The organism is Micromonospora gifhornensis (assembly GCF_016863515.1).
GTDB lineage: Bacteria > Actinomycetota > Actinomycetes > Mycobacteriales > Micromonosporaceae > Micromonospora > Micromonospora gifhornensis.
In genome coordinates this window covers 146,174-161,757 of the sequence record NZ_BOPA01000002.1, presented here as the reverse complement: position 1 = coordinate 161,757, position 15,584 = coordinate 146,174, and the positions used below count along the sequence as shown (strand labels likewise).

At 72.5% G+C, this 15,584-nt stretch carries 15 protein-coding genes and 2 pseudogenes; 6 read left to right on the top strand and 11 right to left on the bottom strand.

Annotated features, from left to right (window positions below; translation table 11 throughout):
- Positions 1–92 precede the first annotated feature (92 nt).
- Positions 93–854, top strand: a complete 762-nt coding sequence (locus Vgi01_RS01160) for a sulfite exporter TauE/SafE family protein (protein ID WP_102657858.1) — start codon at positions 93–95, stop codon at positions 852–854.
- A 112-nt stretch (positions 855–966) separates the two neighbouring features.
- Here the strand turns inward: Vgi01_RS01160 and Vgi01_RS01155 are convergent, their stop codons facing one another.
- The 5 genes from Vgi01_RS01155 to Vgi01_RS01135 all read right to left on the bottom strand — a co-directional run bounded on the left by Vgi01_RS01155 (position 967) and on the right by Vgi01_RS01135 (position 5,756).
- Positions 967–2,178 (bottom strand): bifunctional RNase H/acid phosphatase, encoded by a 1,212-nt coding sequence (locus Vgi01_RS01155; RefSeq protein WP_204289888.1) that lies wholly within the window; start codon positions 2,176–2,178, stop codon positions 967–969.
- A 3-nt stretch (positions 2,179–2,181) separates the two neighbouring features.
- Entirely contained in the window at positions 2,182–2,919 is a 738-nt protein-coding gene (locus Vgi01_RS01150; RefSeq protein WP_102657860.1) for a zinc ribbon domain-containing protein, read from the bottom strand.
- Entirely contained in the window at positions 2,909–3,811 is a 903-nt protein-coding gene (locus Vgi01_RS01145; RefSeq protein ID WP_102657861.1) for a Nif3-like dinuclear metal center hexameric protein, read from the bottom strand. Before Vgi01_RS01145 ends, Vgi01_RS01150 begins: the two co-directional genes overlap by 11 nt.
- Before the next feature lie 126 nt (positions 3,812–3,937).
- Positions 3,938–4,510: a flavoprotein gene (locus tag Vgi01_RS01140; RefSeq protein WP_102657862.1), complete on the bottom strand. Its 573-nt coding sequence runs from the start codon at positions 4,508–4,510 to the stop codon at positions 3,938–3,940.
- A gap of 16 nt (positions 4,511–4,526) precedes the next feature.
- Entirely contained in the window at positions 4,527–5,756 is a 1,230-nt protein-coding gene (locus Vgi01_RS01135; RefSeq protein ID WP_102657863.1) for a helix-turn-helix domain-containing protein, read from the bottom strand.
- Positions 5,757–6,002: 246 nt separating this feature from the next.
- Here Vgi01_RS01135 and Vgi01_RS01130 point away from each other — a divergent pair, with 246 nt between their 5' ends.
- The 3 genes from Vgi01_RS01130 (at position 6,003) to Vgi01_RS01120 (ending at position 7,499) form a co-directional block, all read left to right on the top strand.
- Entirely contained in the window at positions 6,003–6,674 is a 672-nt protein-coding gene (locus tag Vgi01_RS01130) for a bifunctional DNA primase/polymerase (protein WP_102657864.1), read from the top strand.
- A gap of 139 nt (positions 6,675–6,813) precedes the next feature.
- Complete coding sequence (locus tag Vgi01_RS01125; RefSeq protein ID WP_204289887.1) at positions 6,814–6,966, top strand: hypothetical protein; 153 nt, start codon at positions 6,814–6,816, stop codon at positions 6,964–6,966.
- 275 nt (positions 6,967–7,241) lie between these two features.
- Positions 7,242–7,499 (top strand): DUF3040 domain-containing protein, encoded by a 258-nt coding sequence (locus Vgi01_RS01120; RefSeq protein ID WP_204289886.1) that lies wholly within the window; start codon positions 7,242–7,244, stop codon positions 7,497–7,499.
- Between the two features lie 41 nt (positions 7,500–7,540).
- Here Vgi01_RS01120 and Vgi01_RS01115 read toward each other — a convergent pair whose 3' ends face one another.
- From Vgi01_RS01115 to Vgi01_RS31335, 3 genes and pseudogenes are all read right to left on the bottom strand, one after another.
- Complete coding sequence (locus Vgi01_RS01115; RefSeq protein ID WP_204289885.1) at positions 7,541–8,425, bottom strand: SWIM zinc finger family protein; 885 nt, start codon at positions 8,423–8,425, stop codon at positions 7,541–7,543.
- A pseudogene (locus Vgi01_RS01110) lies at positions 8,422–10,890 on the bottom strand (DEAD/DEAH box helicase); the annotation flags it as partial. The gene Vgi01_RS01115 and the pseudogene Vgi01_RS01110, both read right to left, overlap by 4 nt.
- 342 nt (positions 10,891–11,232) lie before the next feature.
- Positions 11,233–11,691, bottom strand: a pseudogene (locus tag Vgi01_RS31335) (ATP-dependent helicase); the annotation flags it as partial.
- Between the two features lie 115 nt (positions 11,692–11,806).
- Between Vgi01_RS31335 and Vgi01_RS01105 the strand changes: the two are divergent.
- Complete coding sequence (locus Vgi01_RS01105; RefSeq protein ID WP_204289883.1) at positions 11,807–12,676, top strand: carbohydrate kinase family protein; 870 nt, start codon at positions 11,807–11,809, stop codon at positions 12,674–12,676.
- A 77-nt stretch (positions 12,677–12,753) separates the two neighbouring features.
- On the opposite strand, the gene Vgi01_RS01100 is transcribed toward Vgi01_RS01105, so the two are convergent.
- Positions 12,754–13,275 carry a DinB family protein gene (locus Vgi01_RS01100; protein WP_102657869.1) on the bottom strand — a complete coding sequence of 174 codons (522 nt, stop codon included), beginning with the start codon at positions 13,273–13,275 and terminating at the stop codon, positions 12,754–12,756.
- Positions 13,276–13,426: 151 nt separating this feature from the next.
- Between Vgi01_RS01100 and Vgi01_RS01095 the strand changes: the two genes are divergently transcribed.
- The gene (locus tag Vgi01_RS01095) at positions 13,427–13,633 is read left to right on the top strand and encodes a DUF8847 domain-containing protein (RefSeq protein WP_102657870.1); all 207 of its coding nucleotides are present in this window, start codon (positions 13,427–13,429) and stop codon (positions 13,631–13,633) included.
- 89 nt (positions 13,634–13,722) lie between these two features.
- Here the strand turns inward: Vgi01_RS01095 and Vgi01_RS01090 are convergent, their stop codons facing one another.
- Together Vgi01_RS01090 and Vgi01_RS01085 are read right to left on the bottom strand one after the other, a co-directional pair.
- Positions 13,723–14,868 (bottom strand): polysaccharide pyruvyl transferase family protein, encoded by a 1,146-nt coding sequence (locus Vgi01_RS01090; RefSeq protein ID WP_204289882.1) that lies wholly within the window; start codon positions 14,866–14,868, stop codon positions 13,723–13,725.
- 76 nt (positions 14,869–14,944) lie between these two features.
- On the bottom strand, positions 14,945–15,529 hold the full coding sequence (locus Vgi01_RS01085) for a TetR/AcrR family transcriptional regulator (RefSeq protein WP_102657872.1): 585 nt from the start codon (positions 15,527–15,529) through the stop codon (positions 14,945–14,947).
- Between the last annotated feature and the right edge of the window lie 55 nt (positions 15,530–15,584).

The following is a 15,584-nucleotide window of genomic DNA, read 5'->3' as shown; positions in this document are numbered from 1 at the left end:
CCCGGCAGCGACGATGACCAGCAGGCCACCACCAGGTCAGATAATGCCGGTGGGCTCGCTGTCGCAGACCGGGCCGACTAGCCTCGGCGAGTATGGATCTTGCGAACGCCGCGTTGCTGCTCGCGGCCGGTCTGGCCGCCGGTACGGTCAACGCGGTGGCCGGGGGTGGTTCGCTGATCACGTTTCCGGCGCTGCTGGCGGTGGGGTTGCCGCCGGTGCCGGCGAACGTGACCAACTCGGTGTCGGTGTTCCCGGGGTACGGCGCGGCCGTGGCGGGCAGTTGGATGGATCTGCCTCGGGGGCGGCTGCTGGTCACGCTGGTGCCGACGACGATCGTCGGCGCGCTGGTCGGTGCGGGGCTGCTGCTTGTCACTCCGCCACGGGCGTTCGAGGTGGTCGTACCGTTTCTGGTGCTCGGGGCGACGGCACTACTGGCGTTTCAGGATCCGCTGCGGCGGCTGGTGGGGCATCCGCGTGATGTGCCGACCCGGCGGCGGGGTCTGACGATCCAGGTCGTGGTGGCGTTGGCCTCGGTGTACGGCGGCTATTTCGGCGCGGCCGTCGGGGTGATGCTGGTCGCCGCGTTGGCCCTGGTGTTGGACGCCACGTTGGCCCGGGTGAGCGCGATCAAGAACCTGCTCTCCGCGATCATCGGCCTGACCACGGTGGCCGTGTTCGCGCTCGCCGGGCCGGTGAACTGGGCCGGGGTGGCGCTGCTGGCGCCGGCCACGCTTGTCGGCGGGTACGCGGGCGCCCGGCTGGTCCGTCGGCTGCCGTCGAAGCTGCTGAAGGCGATCATCGTGGTCTTCGGCACCACGATCGGGTTGTACCTGCTGTGGCGGGCGCTGCGCTGACCGGCAGCGCCCAGGCACGCCGCACCCGCACCCGCGACGCTGCTCGCGCCACGCGGCTACGTGTTAGTAGGGGGCCCTTATACAACGCTAGGCGTTAATAAGGTGCCCTTCCTTACTGCAGTGCGGCGAGGTGGGTGGTGTCGTTGACGGTGCGGACGGCGATGCCGCCGTCGGGCCAGCGGTCCAGCACCGAGATGCCGGCGGCGTCGAGGTAGAGCCGGTGCAGGAAGGCGTCGGTGGCGGCGAGGGCGTCGCGCAGCATCAGCTTGATCGGCGAGACGTGCGAGACCACCACCACGGTCTGGCCGGGGTACGCCGCAACAAGGCGTTCGGTCACCCGGGCGCAGCGTTCGGCGACCTGGGTGAAGGATTCGCCGTCGGGTGGGGCGATGCGGGTGGAGGAGAGCCAGGCGTCCAACTCGCCCGCCCATTGTTCGCGTACCTCGGCGAAGGTGCGGCCCTCCCAGGCGCCGAAGTCGCACTCGATCAGGTCGTCGTCGGGGCGTACCGGCAGGTCGCCGATGGCGGCGGCGATCGCCTCGGCGGTGGCCGTACACCGGGACAACGGTGAGCTGATCACGGCGGCGGCCTGCGGGGCGAGCGCCGCCACCCGGGCGGCGGTGGCCCGCACCTGGGCCTGGCCCTTCGCCGACAGCGCGACGTCGCCGCGGCCGGAGTAGCGGCCCTGTTCGGTGTACTCGGTCTCGCCGTGGCGGACCAGGATCAGCCGGGTGGCGGTGAAGCTGGGCCGGGGCTCCCAGGAGACCGGCGCGCTGGTCAGGTCGGCGCCGGGCGTCTCGGCGTGGGCGGCGACGGTGGCCGCGCCGCCGCCGGCGGGCTGCGGGCCGCCGAGTTCGCGGGGCGGCTCGACCACGCGCGGCGGCGCGACGGAGGGTACGGCGACGCCGGAGGTCGCGGCGGCGTCCATGGCGGCGTTGGCGAGGGCGTCGGCGTGGGTGTTGCGGTCCCGGGGGATCCAGGTGAACCGGACCGTGCCGATGCGGCCGACCAGTTGGGCGGCCTGGGCGGCGAGCGGACGCAGCCCGGGGTGTTTGATCTGCCAGCGGCCGGACATCTGCTCGACCACCAGCTTGGAGTCCATCCGGACCTCGACCTCGGTGGCGCCCAGTTCGACGGCGGCGGTCAGGCCGGCGATCAGGCCCTGGTACTCGGCGACGTTGTTGGTGGCGGTGCCGATGGCGGCGCTGCGCTCGGCCAGCACCTCGCCGGTGGTCGGGTCGCGGAGCACCGCGCCGTACCCGGCCGGGCCCGGGTTGCCCCGGGCGCCGCCGTCGGCCTCGACCAGGACGGTACGCGGTGCCACCGGTTACAGCCCGGACTCGTTGGTGCGGACCATGATCCGGCGACAGTCCTCGCAGCGGACCACCTCGTCGGGGTCGGTCTTGCGGATGCGGGACAGATCGGCGCCGGAAAGCTCCAGTCGGCAACCGCCGCAGCGGCCGGCGTAGAGCAGCGCCGCGCCGAGGCCCGTGTCGGCGCGGATCCGTTCGTAGAGCTGCACCAGGTCGGCGGGGAGGTCGTTGGCGAGCGGCTGGCGGGCCGAGTGCTTGAACTCCTCCTCCCGGCCGATTTCGCCGAGGCTCTCGTCGCGCCGCTGCTCGGTGGCGGCCCGCCGTTCGCGGACCTCGGCGAGCCGCTGCTCCACGCCGTCAAGCACCGCCTGGGCGGTTTCGCGCTGCTCCATCAGCTCCAGTTCGGCGTCTTCCAGGTCACCCTGCCGGCGGTTGAGCGAGACCAGTTCGTGTTGCAGTGCCTCCAGCTCGCGGGCCGGGCCGGTGCCGGCGGCCAGCCGGTCCTCGTTCTTGGCCTTGCGCGCCCGCACCTGGTCGACGTCCTTCTCCAGCCGGGCGATGTCGCGGTCCAGGTCGTCGACCGCGACCTGGGCGCGGACCCGCTCGTCCTCCAGGGCGGACAGCTCCCGGGCCAGGGCCTCCAACTCGGCACGCTCGGGCAGCGACCGCCGCCGGTGGGCGAGCTGGGCGAGGGCGGTGTCGATCGCCTGAAGGTCGAGCAGGCGGCGCTGGACCTGGGGGTCAGCCTTCACGGTCGGGCTCCTTGTCGTCCGCTACGGGTTCGGCCACTGCGGGCCGGCCCGTTGAGGGTGGGGCTGCGTGTACGGTCCACGGGCTGGTGTCCAGGTCGGACACCAGGGCCTCGACGCCCGACGTGCCCCGCAGCAGCGCGGCCAGGTCGTCCAGCCAGGGTCGCTCGGTCGCCCAGTGGGTGGCGTCGAGCAGCGCCGGCCCTCCGGTGGCGAGATGCTCGCCGGCCGGGTGGTGGCGCAGGTCGGCGGTGAGGTAGGCGTCCACGCCGGCGGCGCTCGCGTCGGCCAGGAAGCTGTCCCCGGACCCACCGCAGACGGCGAGGGTACGCACGATGCGGTCCGGTGCGCCAGCGGCGCGTACTCCGACGGCGGTGGTGGGCAGCACGGAGGTGGCGTGCCGGGTCAGCTCGGCCAGGCTCATCGGTCGGGGCAACCGGCCGATGCGGCCCACGCCCCGGCCTTCGCCGGCGGCCGGGGTGCCGGGCCGGGCCGGTTGCAGGGGGCGCAGGTCGGTCAGGCCGAGCCGACCGGCGAGGGCGTCGGAGACGCCGGGGGCGGCCACGTCGGCGTTCGTGTGCGCGACGTACAGCGCGATGTCGGCCTTGATCAGTTGGTGGATGATCCGGCCCTTGTACGTCGTCGGCGCGACCGAGGAGACGCCACGCAGCAGCAGCGGATGGTGAGCGACGATCATGTCGACGCCGGCCGCGAGGGCTTCGGCGACCGTCTCGGGGACCACGTCGACGACGCAGAGAACCCGGCGCACCTGGGCGTCCGGCTCGCCGAGCACCAGGCCGACCCGGTCCCACTCCTCGGCCCAGCTCGGCGGGTAGCGCCGCTCCAGCTCGGCCAGGACGTCGGCGACGGTCGGCACGGCTGTGGTTGTGCTCACGACGGGCCAGCTTACCGGCGTCAGCGCCGAGGCGGGACGTCACCCGCCCGCCGCCGGACGGCCGGGGTGCGGTTGTTAACAGGGGCCCCTTGTTCTACCGGAGGCGTTAACAAGGGGCCCTTCCTTTCACGAAGTGTGGACGAGGTGGTCGTGCAGTGCGGTGAGGGCGAGTGGCCAGGGGAAGGCGTGCTGGTACCGCTCCCCTGTTCCGGGTGGGTGCAGCGGGAGGACGTCGTCGCCGAAGAGCACGCGAACCCCCCACTCGGTCAGTCGGTCGATCGCCGCCCGGAAGGCCGGGTGGGCGGCCATAGCGACGTTTGTGTACGGCACGGCGACCAGCGGGATGCCCCGGCCCTGCGCCTCGATCAGCAACCCGAGGGCGAGGGTGTCGGCGATGCCGGCCGCCCACTTGTTTACCGTGTTGACAGTGGCCGGGCAGACGACGATGGCGTCGGCCGACGGCAGCACGTCCGGATCACCCGGGTTCTTGTAGTGCGTACGCACCGGGTGGCCCGTCTGGCGGGCCAACGCGGCACGGTCGACGAACTTGGCGCCGTCGGGCGTGGTGACCACGCAGACGTCCCAGCCGTCCTGCTGGGCCAGCTCGACGAGCCGACCCACGTCTCGGGCCAGCGGCGAACCGCAGGCGATGATGTACAGCACCTCACGGTGCCCGTCGTGGCGGTGCGAACCGGTCATCAGACCGGCCCCGAAGTCATACCCCTACTCCCATGTGCTCAGCCAACTCCGCGATCAGCGAAGGCGGCGCACCACGTGTGCGACGTAGGACGTCGGACATCACCTCGTGGGCGATCGGCCGGCAGCGGATCTCGGACGGGGCGAGCCGGTCCCCGCGCAGCAACATCTCACCCGCGTTTGCCACGTCGCCGATCAGGGCGTAGCCCCGGGCCAGGTCAAGCAGGTGATGCGCCCGACGTTCCGGCAGCAGCGCGTCGAAGGACGGGTTCTGGAGCTTGAGCTGGTGCACCTCGACCGCCCGGCCACCGTCGCCCAACTCGACGGCGGCGGCCGCCCGGTGCAGTTCGACGTTCGTCGGCCCGAACGAGGTCCAGTAGTGGTTCTGGTCACTGCCGAGTTCCTGCGCCGCCGCGTACGCGCCGGAGATCAGGTCATCGACGGTGGCGGCGTCGCCGATACGGGCGGCGGCCATGGCACCTTGCAGCAGCAGCATGCCGTACACCGAGATCCGTTCCGGGCTGGTGTCGTTCTGACCGCCGGGGGCGAGCCGGTTGGCGATCCGGACGTTCAACTCCAACGCGGGGCGGGACCGTCCCATCGACGCCAGGGCGTTGCACACCCGGGTGGTGGCGACCCCGGCGAGCAGCAGATCGTCGGCGCGTTGGGCGACTGCGATGGAGCGATCGGCGGCGAGCCAGGCGAGCTCAACCTCGCCCAGTTTGCGCAGCACCGAGGAGGCGATCTGGTAGACCTGCGCGAGCAGGTGGGCGGCGCGCTCCGCCTGATCGCCGCCGTAGGCGGCGTCGGCGGCCTGGGCGTCGCGCAGCAGTTTGGGCAGTGCCCGGATCAGCATGCCGTAGCGGCCGTACTGGTAGGTCAGCCAGGCGTGGGTGACGGCCTTGCTCATGTCCGCCAGCGGGGGTGGGCACGGCGCGGCGTCGAAGTACGCGCTCACCGAGTCGTACCGCTCCAGCGCCGCCCGGATCTCCTCGACCTCGAACTGCTCGATGCAGTTGAGCGTGTCACCGCGCCGCTCCGGGTCCTTGCCGAGCAGCAGCTGCACATCCATCTGCAGGATGTCGGCGATCTCGTAGAGGACGGAGAACTTGTCGAGCCGGCGTACGCCGCGTTCGATCTTGTCGACCCAGCTCTTCGACTTGCCCAACCGGTCGGCGAAGACCTGTTGCGACATCTTCCGTCGCCCTCGCCAGTAGGCCACCCGCCGCCCGATGGGTAGTTCGTCCATCTCGCCAGTCCTCCCTAGATGGAGCCGCAGCCAGGGGCCGTGGTCTGTTCCGCGGGTGCGGTCAACCGTCCGTCTTCAGGTTTCCGCTGGTCGCACTGGTTGTGCGTCAGCCGTACGGCCATTCCTCATAGTTTTCGTGCAAGTTGCATGAACCACTTTGTCAGAGCAAACGATCGTGAACGAAGGCAGTGACGGTGCTCAACATGTGAATTGCACCGGACGGCCCGGCGAGGGGAGATGGCGCCAATGTGGGGGAACGTCGGACCGCGGGTGGCGCATCTGTCGCCGTTGGAACGGGTACGACTACGCCGGGTCGCGGTGCGGTACGCGATGCACGGCTGGGAGGTCACCCCCGGTGCCTGCCTGGCCCGGAGCCGTTTCGTCTGCGGTCGGGCCGGCTGCCCGACCGTCGGCTGCCATCCCGCCCTGGAGGACTGGGAGCACGCCGCGAGTGCCGACCCGGCCCGGGTGGCGAACTGGTGGCGGTCCCGGCCGCACGGCGTACTGCTGCCCACCGGGCGTTCCTTCGACGTGCTGGAGGTCGCCGCGGACCTGGGCCGCCGCGTGCTGGACGCGGTCCGCGCCCATCCCGCCGGCCTCGGCGTCCGCGGTCCGGTCCTTGTCACACCGACCGGGCGGTGGATGTTCCTGGTACGCCCCGGCGATCCGCTGCGCCCCGAGTTGGAGCACTGTCTCCAGGTGGTACGGCACGGTCCCGGCTCGTGGATCGCGGCACCGCCCACCCGGTTACCCGAAGGCCCGGTCCGCTGGATGGTGGCGCCGGAGCAGGCGCGCTGGCAGCTGCCGGACTCCTACCTGGTCCAGAACACCCTGATCGACGCGCTCCGGGCCACCGGGGTCACCCTGGTGCCGGCGCTGGTGCCCGGCCACCTGCCGTTGCCCCGTCGAGGCAGGTGAGCACGACTCCCCGCGCGTGCCGGTCGTGCGGACAGCGACGCCGGACCGCACGCGGTCGTTGAGCAGTACGACGGCGCAGCCCGGCGCCGGGAGCGGGGATCGGCGATGTCCACGGACGACACCACACACCACCCGAACGGTGCCGAGCCACCACGGCGGCACCGTCCTGGCCGCCGGTGGGCCGCCACCCGCCCACCGGGTGCACGCCCCGGTCGGCCCCGCCCGCTCGGTTCACGCCCGGCAACCACCCACCGCCCGACCCGCTGGCTCTGACCCGGTCCGCTGGCTCTGACCCGGTCCGTGTGCTGGACGCGGTCTGGCTGCTGAGCCGGGCCTGACGCAGCTGGGGTCGTCGGGAGCGAAAAGGGACTCGCGGCGCTACCGGACGGGTTCGGGTACGCAGCATCCTTCTCGGTCGACCGGAACTGTGCGACGACATCAGCACCCGTATGCACCGTCGGCCGCTCGCCCCGTCCTGCTGTCGAAAGAAGCAGCAGGAGAAGCGCGTGAGCCGTGACCCCAGGGGTATTCCGCCTCGCCGTTGCTGAACGCGTGAGGGGAAGGCACATGCTCAGCAAAGAGGATCAGCGTCGTTTTGAGCAGATCACCCGTAATCTCCGAGAGAGCGACCCGGCGTTCTTCGCCCGGCTCGACAACCGGGCCAAGGGTCGACGCGGACGATGGCTACTGCTGTTGACCATCCTGCTGTGGGCGGCCCTGCCGGCCGCGACCGTGGCATTCGGACGGCTGACCGGGGCGATCTTCGCCGTGGTGCTGCTGACCAACGCCGTACTCATGTGGCGGTTCCGGCAACGCTGGCTCTGACCAGCGCCGAAGCTGCCCGACCGGGTCGACGCCGCGGCCGCTCACTCACCGAGCTGCCGGTACGCCTGACGCAGGCGCTCCAGAAGACCCGGTCCACCGATCGCCGGTGCGGGTGCACCGAGCTGCCGCAACAGCAGATCCGGACGGCTCGCCACACTCGGCGGGCGATCCGGCAGGGGCACTGGCGGCAGCCAGAACCGGTCGACCGTCTCCGCCAACGGGGCGACGGGCAGATCGGTGAGGGCTCGCGCCGCACCCGCCGCCGCAGGCCGAACGGTTCCGAGGGTGCCTGTGCTGCTCGGTTTGGTGCCGGTGCCACGTAGCTCGCGGAGCCGGTCGAGCAGGGCGTCGCGGCTGCGGCCACGCCAGTGCAGCAGGGCGAACGGATCCGCGTCGAACGCCTCGGCGAGCAGGTAGAAGGTGGCCGCGAGGTGTTTGCAGGGGACCGCGGCGTCCGGGCATGAGCAGCGTTGCGCCAACTCCGTCACGGTGGCCGGGAACAGCGGTGCACCGACGGCGGTGAACAGCTCCTCAAGCTCGGCCGGCAGGTCACCGGCGAGCAGCCGGGCGCTGAAGAACGCCTGCCCGGCCAGCTCCGCCTCGATCCGTGCCCACAACTGCTCCGGGAACACCGGCAGTGCGATGTGGACCTGGTACGGCCGGGGGCGGGAGCCCTGCACCGTCGAGGTCACCGTGCCCGGGGCGATGTCAAGGCGTACCACCTGACCGGCTCGGGCGTACGCGCGGCCACGGGTCAACCGGGTGCCGAGCGCGAACGACTCCAGCACCTCCAGGAACCGCCGCGACCACCAGGACACCCCGATGGCGCCTCGGCTGCTGCGGGCCCGCAATCCGCCGTCGACCCGGCGGGGTCGCCCGTAGTCGGCGAACCGGCCCCGCCCACCGGTACCGGTCGGGCTGGTCACTGCGCCACCGCCCCGGCCTCCAGGCTGAACAACTCGCGCAGCTGGGTGGTGGACAGCTCCGTGACCCACTGCTCGCCGGTGCCGACGACCGACGCGGCCAGACTGCGTTTGTCGGCGATCAGCGCGGCGACCTTCTCCTCCACCGTGCCGGCGCAGACGAACTTGCGGACCTGCACGCGGCGGCGCTGACCGATACGGAACGCCCGGTCGGTGGCCTGGTCCTCCACCGCCGGGTTCCACCACCGGTCCACGTGCACCACGTGGTTGGCGGCGGTCAGGGTCAGCCCGGTACCGCCGGCCTTGAGGGAGAGCACGAACAGGGCCGGGCCGTCGTCGGACTGGAACCGGGTCACCATCTCGTCCCGGTCGGCCTTGCCGAGGCCGCCGTGCAGGAACAGCACCTCCCGGCCGAAGCGGGCCGACAGGTGGCCGCGCAGCATCCCGCCGAACTCCGCGTACTGGGTGAACAACAGGGCCTTCTCCCCCGCCGCGAGGACCTCGTCGAGGATCTCCTCCAACCGGGCCAGCTTGCCGGAGCGCCCGGCCAGCGCCGACCCGTCGCGCAGCAACTGGGCGGGATGGTTGCAGACCTGCTTGAGCCGGGTCATGGTGGCCAGCACCAGGCCGCGCCGCTCGATGCCCTCGCTGGCCTCGATCCGGGCCATCATGTCGTCGACCACCACCTGGTAGAGCGCCGCCTGCTCGGCGGTCAGATTGCAGACGACCTCCATCTCCAGCTTCTCCGGCAGATCCGAGATGATCGACGAGTCGGTCTTGAGTCGGCGCAAGACGAACGGGCCGGTGATCCGGCGCAGCCGCTCGGCGGTGTCGGTGTCACCGTGCCGTTCGATCGGCTCGGCGAAGCGCTTACGGAACGTCGCCGCCGGGCCGAGCAGGCCCGGGTTGGCGAACTGCATGATGGACCACAGGTCGGCCAGCCGGTTCTCCACCGGCGTACCGGTGACCGCGATCCGGTGCCGGGCGGGTAGCGCGCGGACCGCCTCGGCCTGCCGGGTGGCGGCGTTCTTCACCGCCTGCGCCTCGTCGAGCACCACCCGGTGCCAGTCGACACCGGCCAGGTCCGCCGCGTCCCGGGCCGCCGTCGGGTACGTGGTGAGGACCAGATCCGCAGCCCGTACGGCGTCGCGGAACTCGGTGCCCCGGGCCCGCTGCGCGCCGTGGTGCACGTGCACCCGCAGCTCGGGGGTGAACCGGGCGGCCTCCCGCTGCCAGTTGCCGACCAGCGACATCGGACACACCAGCAGGGTCGGCCCGGCCTGCGGCGGGTCGGCCGCGAACAACGCCAGCAGCTGCACCGTCTTGCCCAGCCCCATGTCGTCGGCGAGCACCCCGCCCAGCCCGAGCGACTGGAGGAACGTCAACCAGGCCAGACCACGCCGTTGGTACGGCCGCAGGGTGCCGGCGAACGACGGTGGCTCGGTCAACGGGGCGAGCCTCCGCTCCACCGACCCGGCGAGCAGATCGCCCAACGCCCCGTCGGCGCTCACCTCCAGCACCGGCAGCGCATCCGGCTGCTCGGCGTCGGCGAGCCCCAGTCGGAGCAGATCGGCGACGGTCAGCTCGCCGGTGGACCGCAACAGCCGCAGGCCGGCGGCGAGCCGCTTCGGGTCCAGCTCGACCCAGTGGCCGCGCAGCCGCACCAGCGGCGTCTTCAACTCGGCGAGGCGGGCCAACTCCTCGGCGGTCAGCGGCTGGTCACCCAGGGCGATTTCCCACCGGTAGTCGACAAGCGCGTCCAGCCCGACCCGCTCACCGGCGGCGGCGACCGTGCCGGGCGCGGTGCGGGAACCGGCCCGCAGCCGCGCGCCGAGCCGCGCCGACGGCCGCTGCCACCACGACGGCAGCAGCACGGTGAAGCCCGCCGCGTGCAGCAGCGGGGCACCTTCGCGCAGGAACCGGTGGGCACCCTCGGCGTCCAGTTCCAGCGCCTCCGGCGTCGCGGTCCGCAACGCCGAGTCCAGCTCCGGCCAGAGCCGGCTGGCCCGGCCCAGCTCCGCCAGCAGCGTCTCCTGCGGGCTGTCCAGCGTGGGTACGGCCGTACCCCACCACACCTGCCCGGCGTCGACGTGCAGACCGGACTCGTCGGCGGCGCGGAGCCCGAACTCCACCCGCCACGTCCCCTCGGTCGCCACGATGGCGTCCGGGTCGGCCGGTACCACGGTCAGCGTGGTCTCGATCTCGTCGTCGGATGGTTCGACGAGCCGGAAGCTGGCCCGTACCGTCCCGCCGGCCGCGTCCCGCTGCCAGGCTTCCAGCTCGTCACGCAGGACGTCCAGCGCCGCCGGTTCGGCGGTGAACCCGCGCTGTGGCCCGGTGAGCGCACCGAGCCAGGCCGCCACCGCCCCGTCGCGGCGTACCCCGCGCGCCAAGGTGGTTTGCGGCAGCGCCGCCCGCACCGCCGCGTCGGTGAGCGCGTCGAGCGCATCACCCACCAGCACCCCCGCCCCGGCCGCACCCTCGGCGTCCGAAGCCGGCCCGGCCGCACCGTCGGCGTCCGAAGCCGGCCCGGTGGGTACGGCGGTCCCGGTCGGTGTCGCGGGCAGGTCGGCCTCGGCCACCGCGCGGGCGGCCGGTGGCAGGGCCAGCGCCAACGCCCGAGCCCAGGCCGCGTCGGTCCCGGTGAGCAGCGGTCGCCACACCGCACGGGCGTCGACCCCGGTCCCCCGACCGGCCATGCCGCGCGTGCCGACGCGGGGCAGCCGGGCGCGGGACGTCAAGCCGCGTGCGGCTCTGCGGGGCGCGGCGACGACCGCACCGGATGCGCCCGGACGAGCCGGCGGCGTGGCCAGGCCGGGCAGGACCCGACCCCTGGTGGCCAGGTCGGCGGCGAAGGTGGCCAGTTCCGCCAGGTGCCGCAGCGTCGCGCCGGGCACGGCGGTCAGCCCGTCGAGGGTACGCAGCAACGGCAGGGCCGCGTCCGGGGCGTACGCCAGGATGGGCACCCGCCAGCCGGCCAGGGTGACCGGGCCGCGGACCGGTTCCACGACGGCGGTCCGGACCAGCTCCGGCGAGTCGACCGGGGATCCGGCGCGGGTGGGCAGGCGGAGCAGCGCGGTGCCGAGGTCCGTCGGTTCGGCCACCTCGGCCAGTGCGGCAGCAAGCGTGGCGTGCGCAGCGGCGAAGGGATGCGGGCGTTCCCGGGGTGCCCGGCCGGGACGGCGCGCGGCGCGCGGCGGCAGGGTGCTGTCCTCACCCCAGACCGCGAGCCCCCGACCCGGCAGCCACGCCCCATGAACGACAAGCACCCGCACCCCACCTTGTTGAAAGGAAGGGCCCCTTGTTAACGCCTCCGGTAGAGCAGGGGCCCCCGCTTAACACCCGGGTCAGGATAGGCGCACCCGGCCCGCTACCGTCGGCGCCATGTGCGACCTGCTGGTGCTCGGCGGCCTCGGCGTGGACGTCCGGGTCCGGGTGCCCGCACTGCCCCTGCCGGTGGTCGACTCCGTCACCGTGGAGCCGATCGAACTGCGGATCGGCAACACCGGTGCCGGCGTGGCGCTCGCCGCGCACGCCCTCGGGCTACGGGTGACGGTGGTCGACACGCTCGGCACGGACCCGGCCGGCGACGTGGTGCGGGCCGCGCTGTCCCGCACCGGGGTGCACGCCGTGCTGGCCGAGACGCCGGCCGGCACCCGCCGCTCTGTCAACCTTGTCGATCCCGCCGGACGGCGGATGTCGCTGTACGACCCCCGCCCCGCCGACGGGACCGCACCCTTCCCGGTGGCACAGGTGGCGACACTGGTCGAGCAGGCCACGCACGTCCACCTTTCGATCATGAATTGGGTACGGGACCTGCTGCCCGCTCTCGACGACATGCTGGGCGAGGGCGTGGGCAGCTCCACCGACCTGCACGACTGGGACGGGCAGCATCCGTACCATCGCCCGTTCGCCGAGATCGCCGAGTTGGTGCTGGTCAGCGGAGTCACGCTCGGCGACCGGTCGACGGCGGTGGGCGCTGCGCTGGCACCGCGGCCGGTGCTGGTGACGTGGGGTGCCGACGGCGCGGATCTGCACCTCGGCGGTGCCGTCACCCGGATTCCGGCAGCCACGCCGCCCGGCCCTGTGGTGGACACCAACGGTGCCGGGGATGCCTTCGCGGCCGGCATCATCGCCGCCCGTTCGCGAGGCGCGACGTGGGCGGAAGCCGCCGGGTACGCGGCCCGGGTCGCCGCCGCAGCCTGCACCCACGACGGCATGGAGTACCCACCCGGTCTCCTCCCCCGCCCCTGACCACGCCCTTGGCCCGCGCCGCCGCGCCGTGGACCGCTCCGCCGCGCCGTTGCCGCGACGGTCTGGAGGTCGAGCTGTCAGAGGGCGCCGGTGGCACCGTCGGTGAGCTCTCGGAGTATGTCGGCGTGTCCGACATGTCGGGCCGTCTCCTCGATCATGTGCACCAGGATCCAGCGCACCGACACCTCGCCGAGTTGCGGGTGTGGCACGACGTGGTCGAGGTCGAAGCGTGCCACGATCTCCCGGGACCGGGCGCAGACTCGTTGGTAGTCGGCGGCCAGGCGCTCCACGGTGTCGTCCTCGGCGAGGGTGAAGCTGGCCAGCGCCGCCTCGTCCGTCGTGGGGAACGTCTCGCCGGGCGACGGCTCCAGCAGGATGTGGAACCAGTTGCGCTCGATCTCGGTGAGGTGTTTGACCAGCCCGGCGATGGTGGTCGCCGAGGGCACCAGACGGCGGGCCGCATCGGCGTCGGTGAGGCCGTGCAGCTTGCGCAGCAGGACGGTCCGGTGGAAATCCAGGAAGGATTCGAGGACTTCCCGCTCGCCGGCCGTCCGGTTGACCACCGGTCCGAGTGTCGGGTCAATCGCGATCTCCGCCATGTCGAGACGTTATCCCGAGCGGCCGGGCCCGAAACGCGCTCTGCCGCAAGCTGGACACCGCCCCCGGTCCGCAGGCACCGGCCAGCGCGCTCGGTGCCGGTGGGCCTGCCGATCCGCTGCGAGGGCGCGGTGCTCGGGGCAGGATGGGCGCATGGCAGCAACGGTTGAGATCCCGCTGGTGGGCGGTTCTGCGGACGGTCAGCACGTCACCGTCGAGTTGGATCCGAACGACCGGCCGCCGCTGACCCACCATCACGTGGGATCGGGCGGCCTGGCCGAGGCGGACATCTACGAGCTGGAATCGATCGATGCCCAGGCACAGCAGTGGTGCTACCGCTGGCGCGGCCCGGCCGTCTGACCGCGGGACCCGCAGCCCAGGCCCGACGCTCTGACCGCGAGACCCGCACCCCAGGCCCGGCGGTCTGAGCGCGAGGTCGGCAGTTCAGGTCAGGCGCCGACCTCGACCAGGGAACGGCTGCGCAGGCTCTCCAGGACCGCCCGGGTCACCTGGGAGGTGCCGCGGGCCTCGTCGCAGACCTGCGCCACCCGCTGCGCGGTGGTCTCGGCCCGCTGGTCGCGTTCGTCCCACAGCTGGTCGACCTCGGCCAGCAACGGGCCCTCCACCTCCCTCTCCACGCCGCGCAGCGCCGGCACGCCGAGCCGCTGCGCCAGGTCGAAGACCTTCCCGGCGTACGGCAGGGGTAGGAACGGCGTACCCATCATCGCGGCGAAGATCAGGAAGTGCAGCCGCATGCCGACTGCCAGGTCGAAGTGGCGCATCAGGCCGAGCACCTGCTGCGGCGAGTAGTTGCCGTGCAGGATCCGGCCCCGCTCGGCGGCGATCATGTGCGACAGCACGCCGTGCGAGTGCCGGATGTCGTCGCGTTCCATCGGCACGAACAACACGTGCGCGTCGATGCGGTGCACCAGGAAGTCACCGATCTGGGCGAGCAGCCGGTGGTAGCCGTCCACGTCCAGTCGTTCGGCAGCCCGGCCCGGCTCCCGTACGCTCATCCCGACCAGCCGTTTACCGGCCGGCACACCTTCCTCGCGCAGCAGTTCCGCCGGGAACTCCTCGGGTTCGAGCAGGAACGCCGGGTCGGCGGTGACGGTGATCGGGTTGAGCAGCCCGGCTTCCTCCAGCACCATCCGCGATTCCTGGTCACGTACGGTCACCTGGGTGGCGCCGGCCAGCGTCTCGCGCACCATGCCGGTGTCCACCATGTCGCTCAGTGGCCCGACACCCACCGCGTAGGTCAGCACCGGCAGGCCCCGTTCCTGCGCGACCCGGACCACCCGCAGGTACCGGCGGGCCTCCTTGTCGTAGAGGATCCCGCCGCCGCCGAGGATGAGCAGGTCGAGCTGGGACAGTACGAGGGCGGAGTCGGTGCGGCTGACCCCTTCCCAGGGCACCGCTTCCACGTCCGGGTGGGCCACCGCGGTGTGTTCGGGGTTACGCGAGAAGACGATGATCCGGGCGTTCGGCTCCTGCCGACGCAGGTCGGTCAGCAGGCCGGTGAGGATGGCCTCGTCGCCGAGGTTGCGGCCACCGTATGAGCCGAGCACGCCGATGGTCAGTCCGCCACGCGTCATCCGTCGCTCCTCCCCAGGTGCGTCAGATCAACGTTTCCCCGCTGCACCGCCGAACAGTCATCGCCGTGACGGAGAGTCAGCCGCCGGGCGGGACGTCGCCGGCGAGGCGGGACACCAGGGCGGCAACCACCTGGTCGGGGTCGAATCCGGTGTCGATCGAGGTGGTGAGCAGGTCGAGCAGGAGCCCGTCCACGGCGTAGCGCAGCAGGGCCACCTCGAACGCGCCGCCGGGCAGGCCGGCGCCGAGGTGGTACGCGACGTCGGCACGGTAGCCCCGGCGCAGCGTGTCGCCGAGGATCCGGGCCAGGTCGGGGCGGCGGACCGATTCCAGGCGTAGCTCGATCAGGGCACGGGTGAGTTCCGGGTGCCGGGTGGTGCGCTCGACGATGTACCGGACGTAGTCGGTGAGCAGGGCCGCGGAGGGCGGACGGGCGGCCAGTTCGGCCACGACCGCGTCGTCCGGGGCGAACCGTTCGAAGATCCGCTCGCCGAGCGCGCCGAGCAGGGCGTCGCGGGAACGGAAGTAGTTCGAGGTGGTGCCGACGGGCACCGCCGCCTCGGCGTCGACGGCCCGGTGGGTGAGGCCGCGGGCGCCGTGGGCGGCCAGCACCCGCAGCCCGGCGTCCGCCAGGGCCGCCCGCCGCTGCGGGTTGCGCGCCACGGAAAAACCCTAGCAGCAACCACAACACCTGTTGTACGTTGCCAGAACCACAACA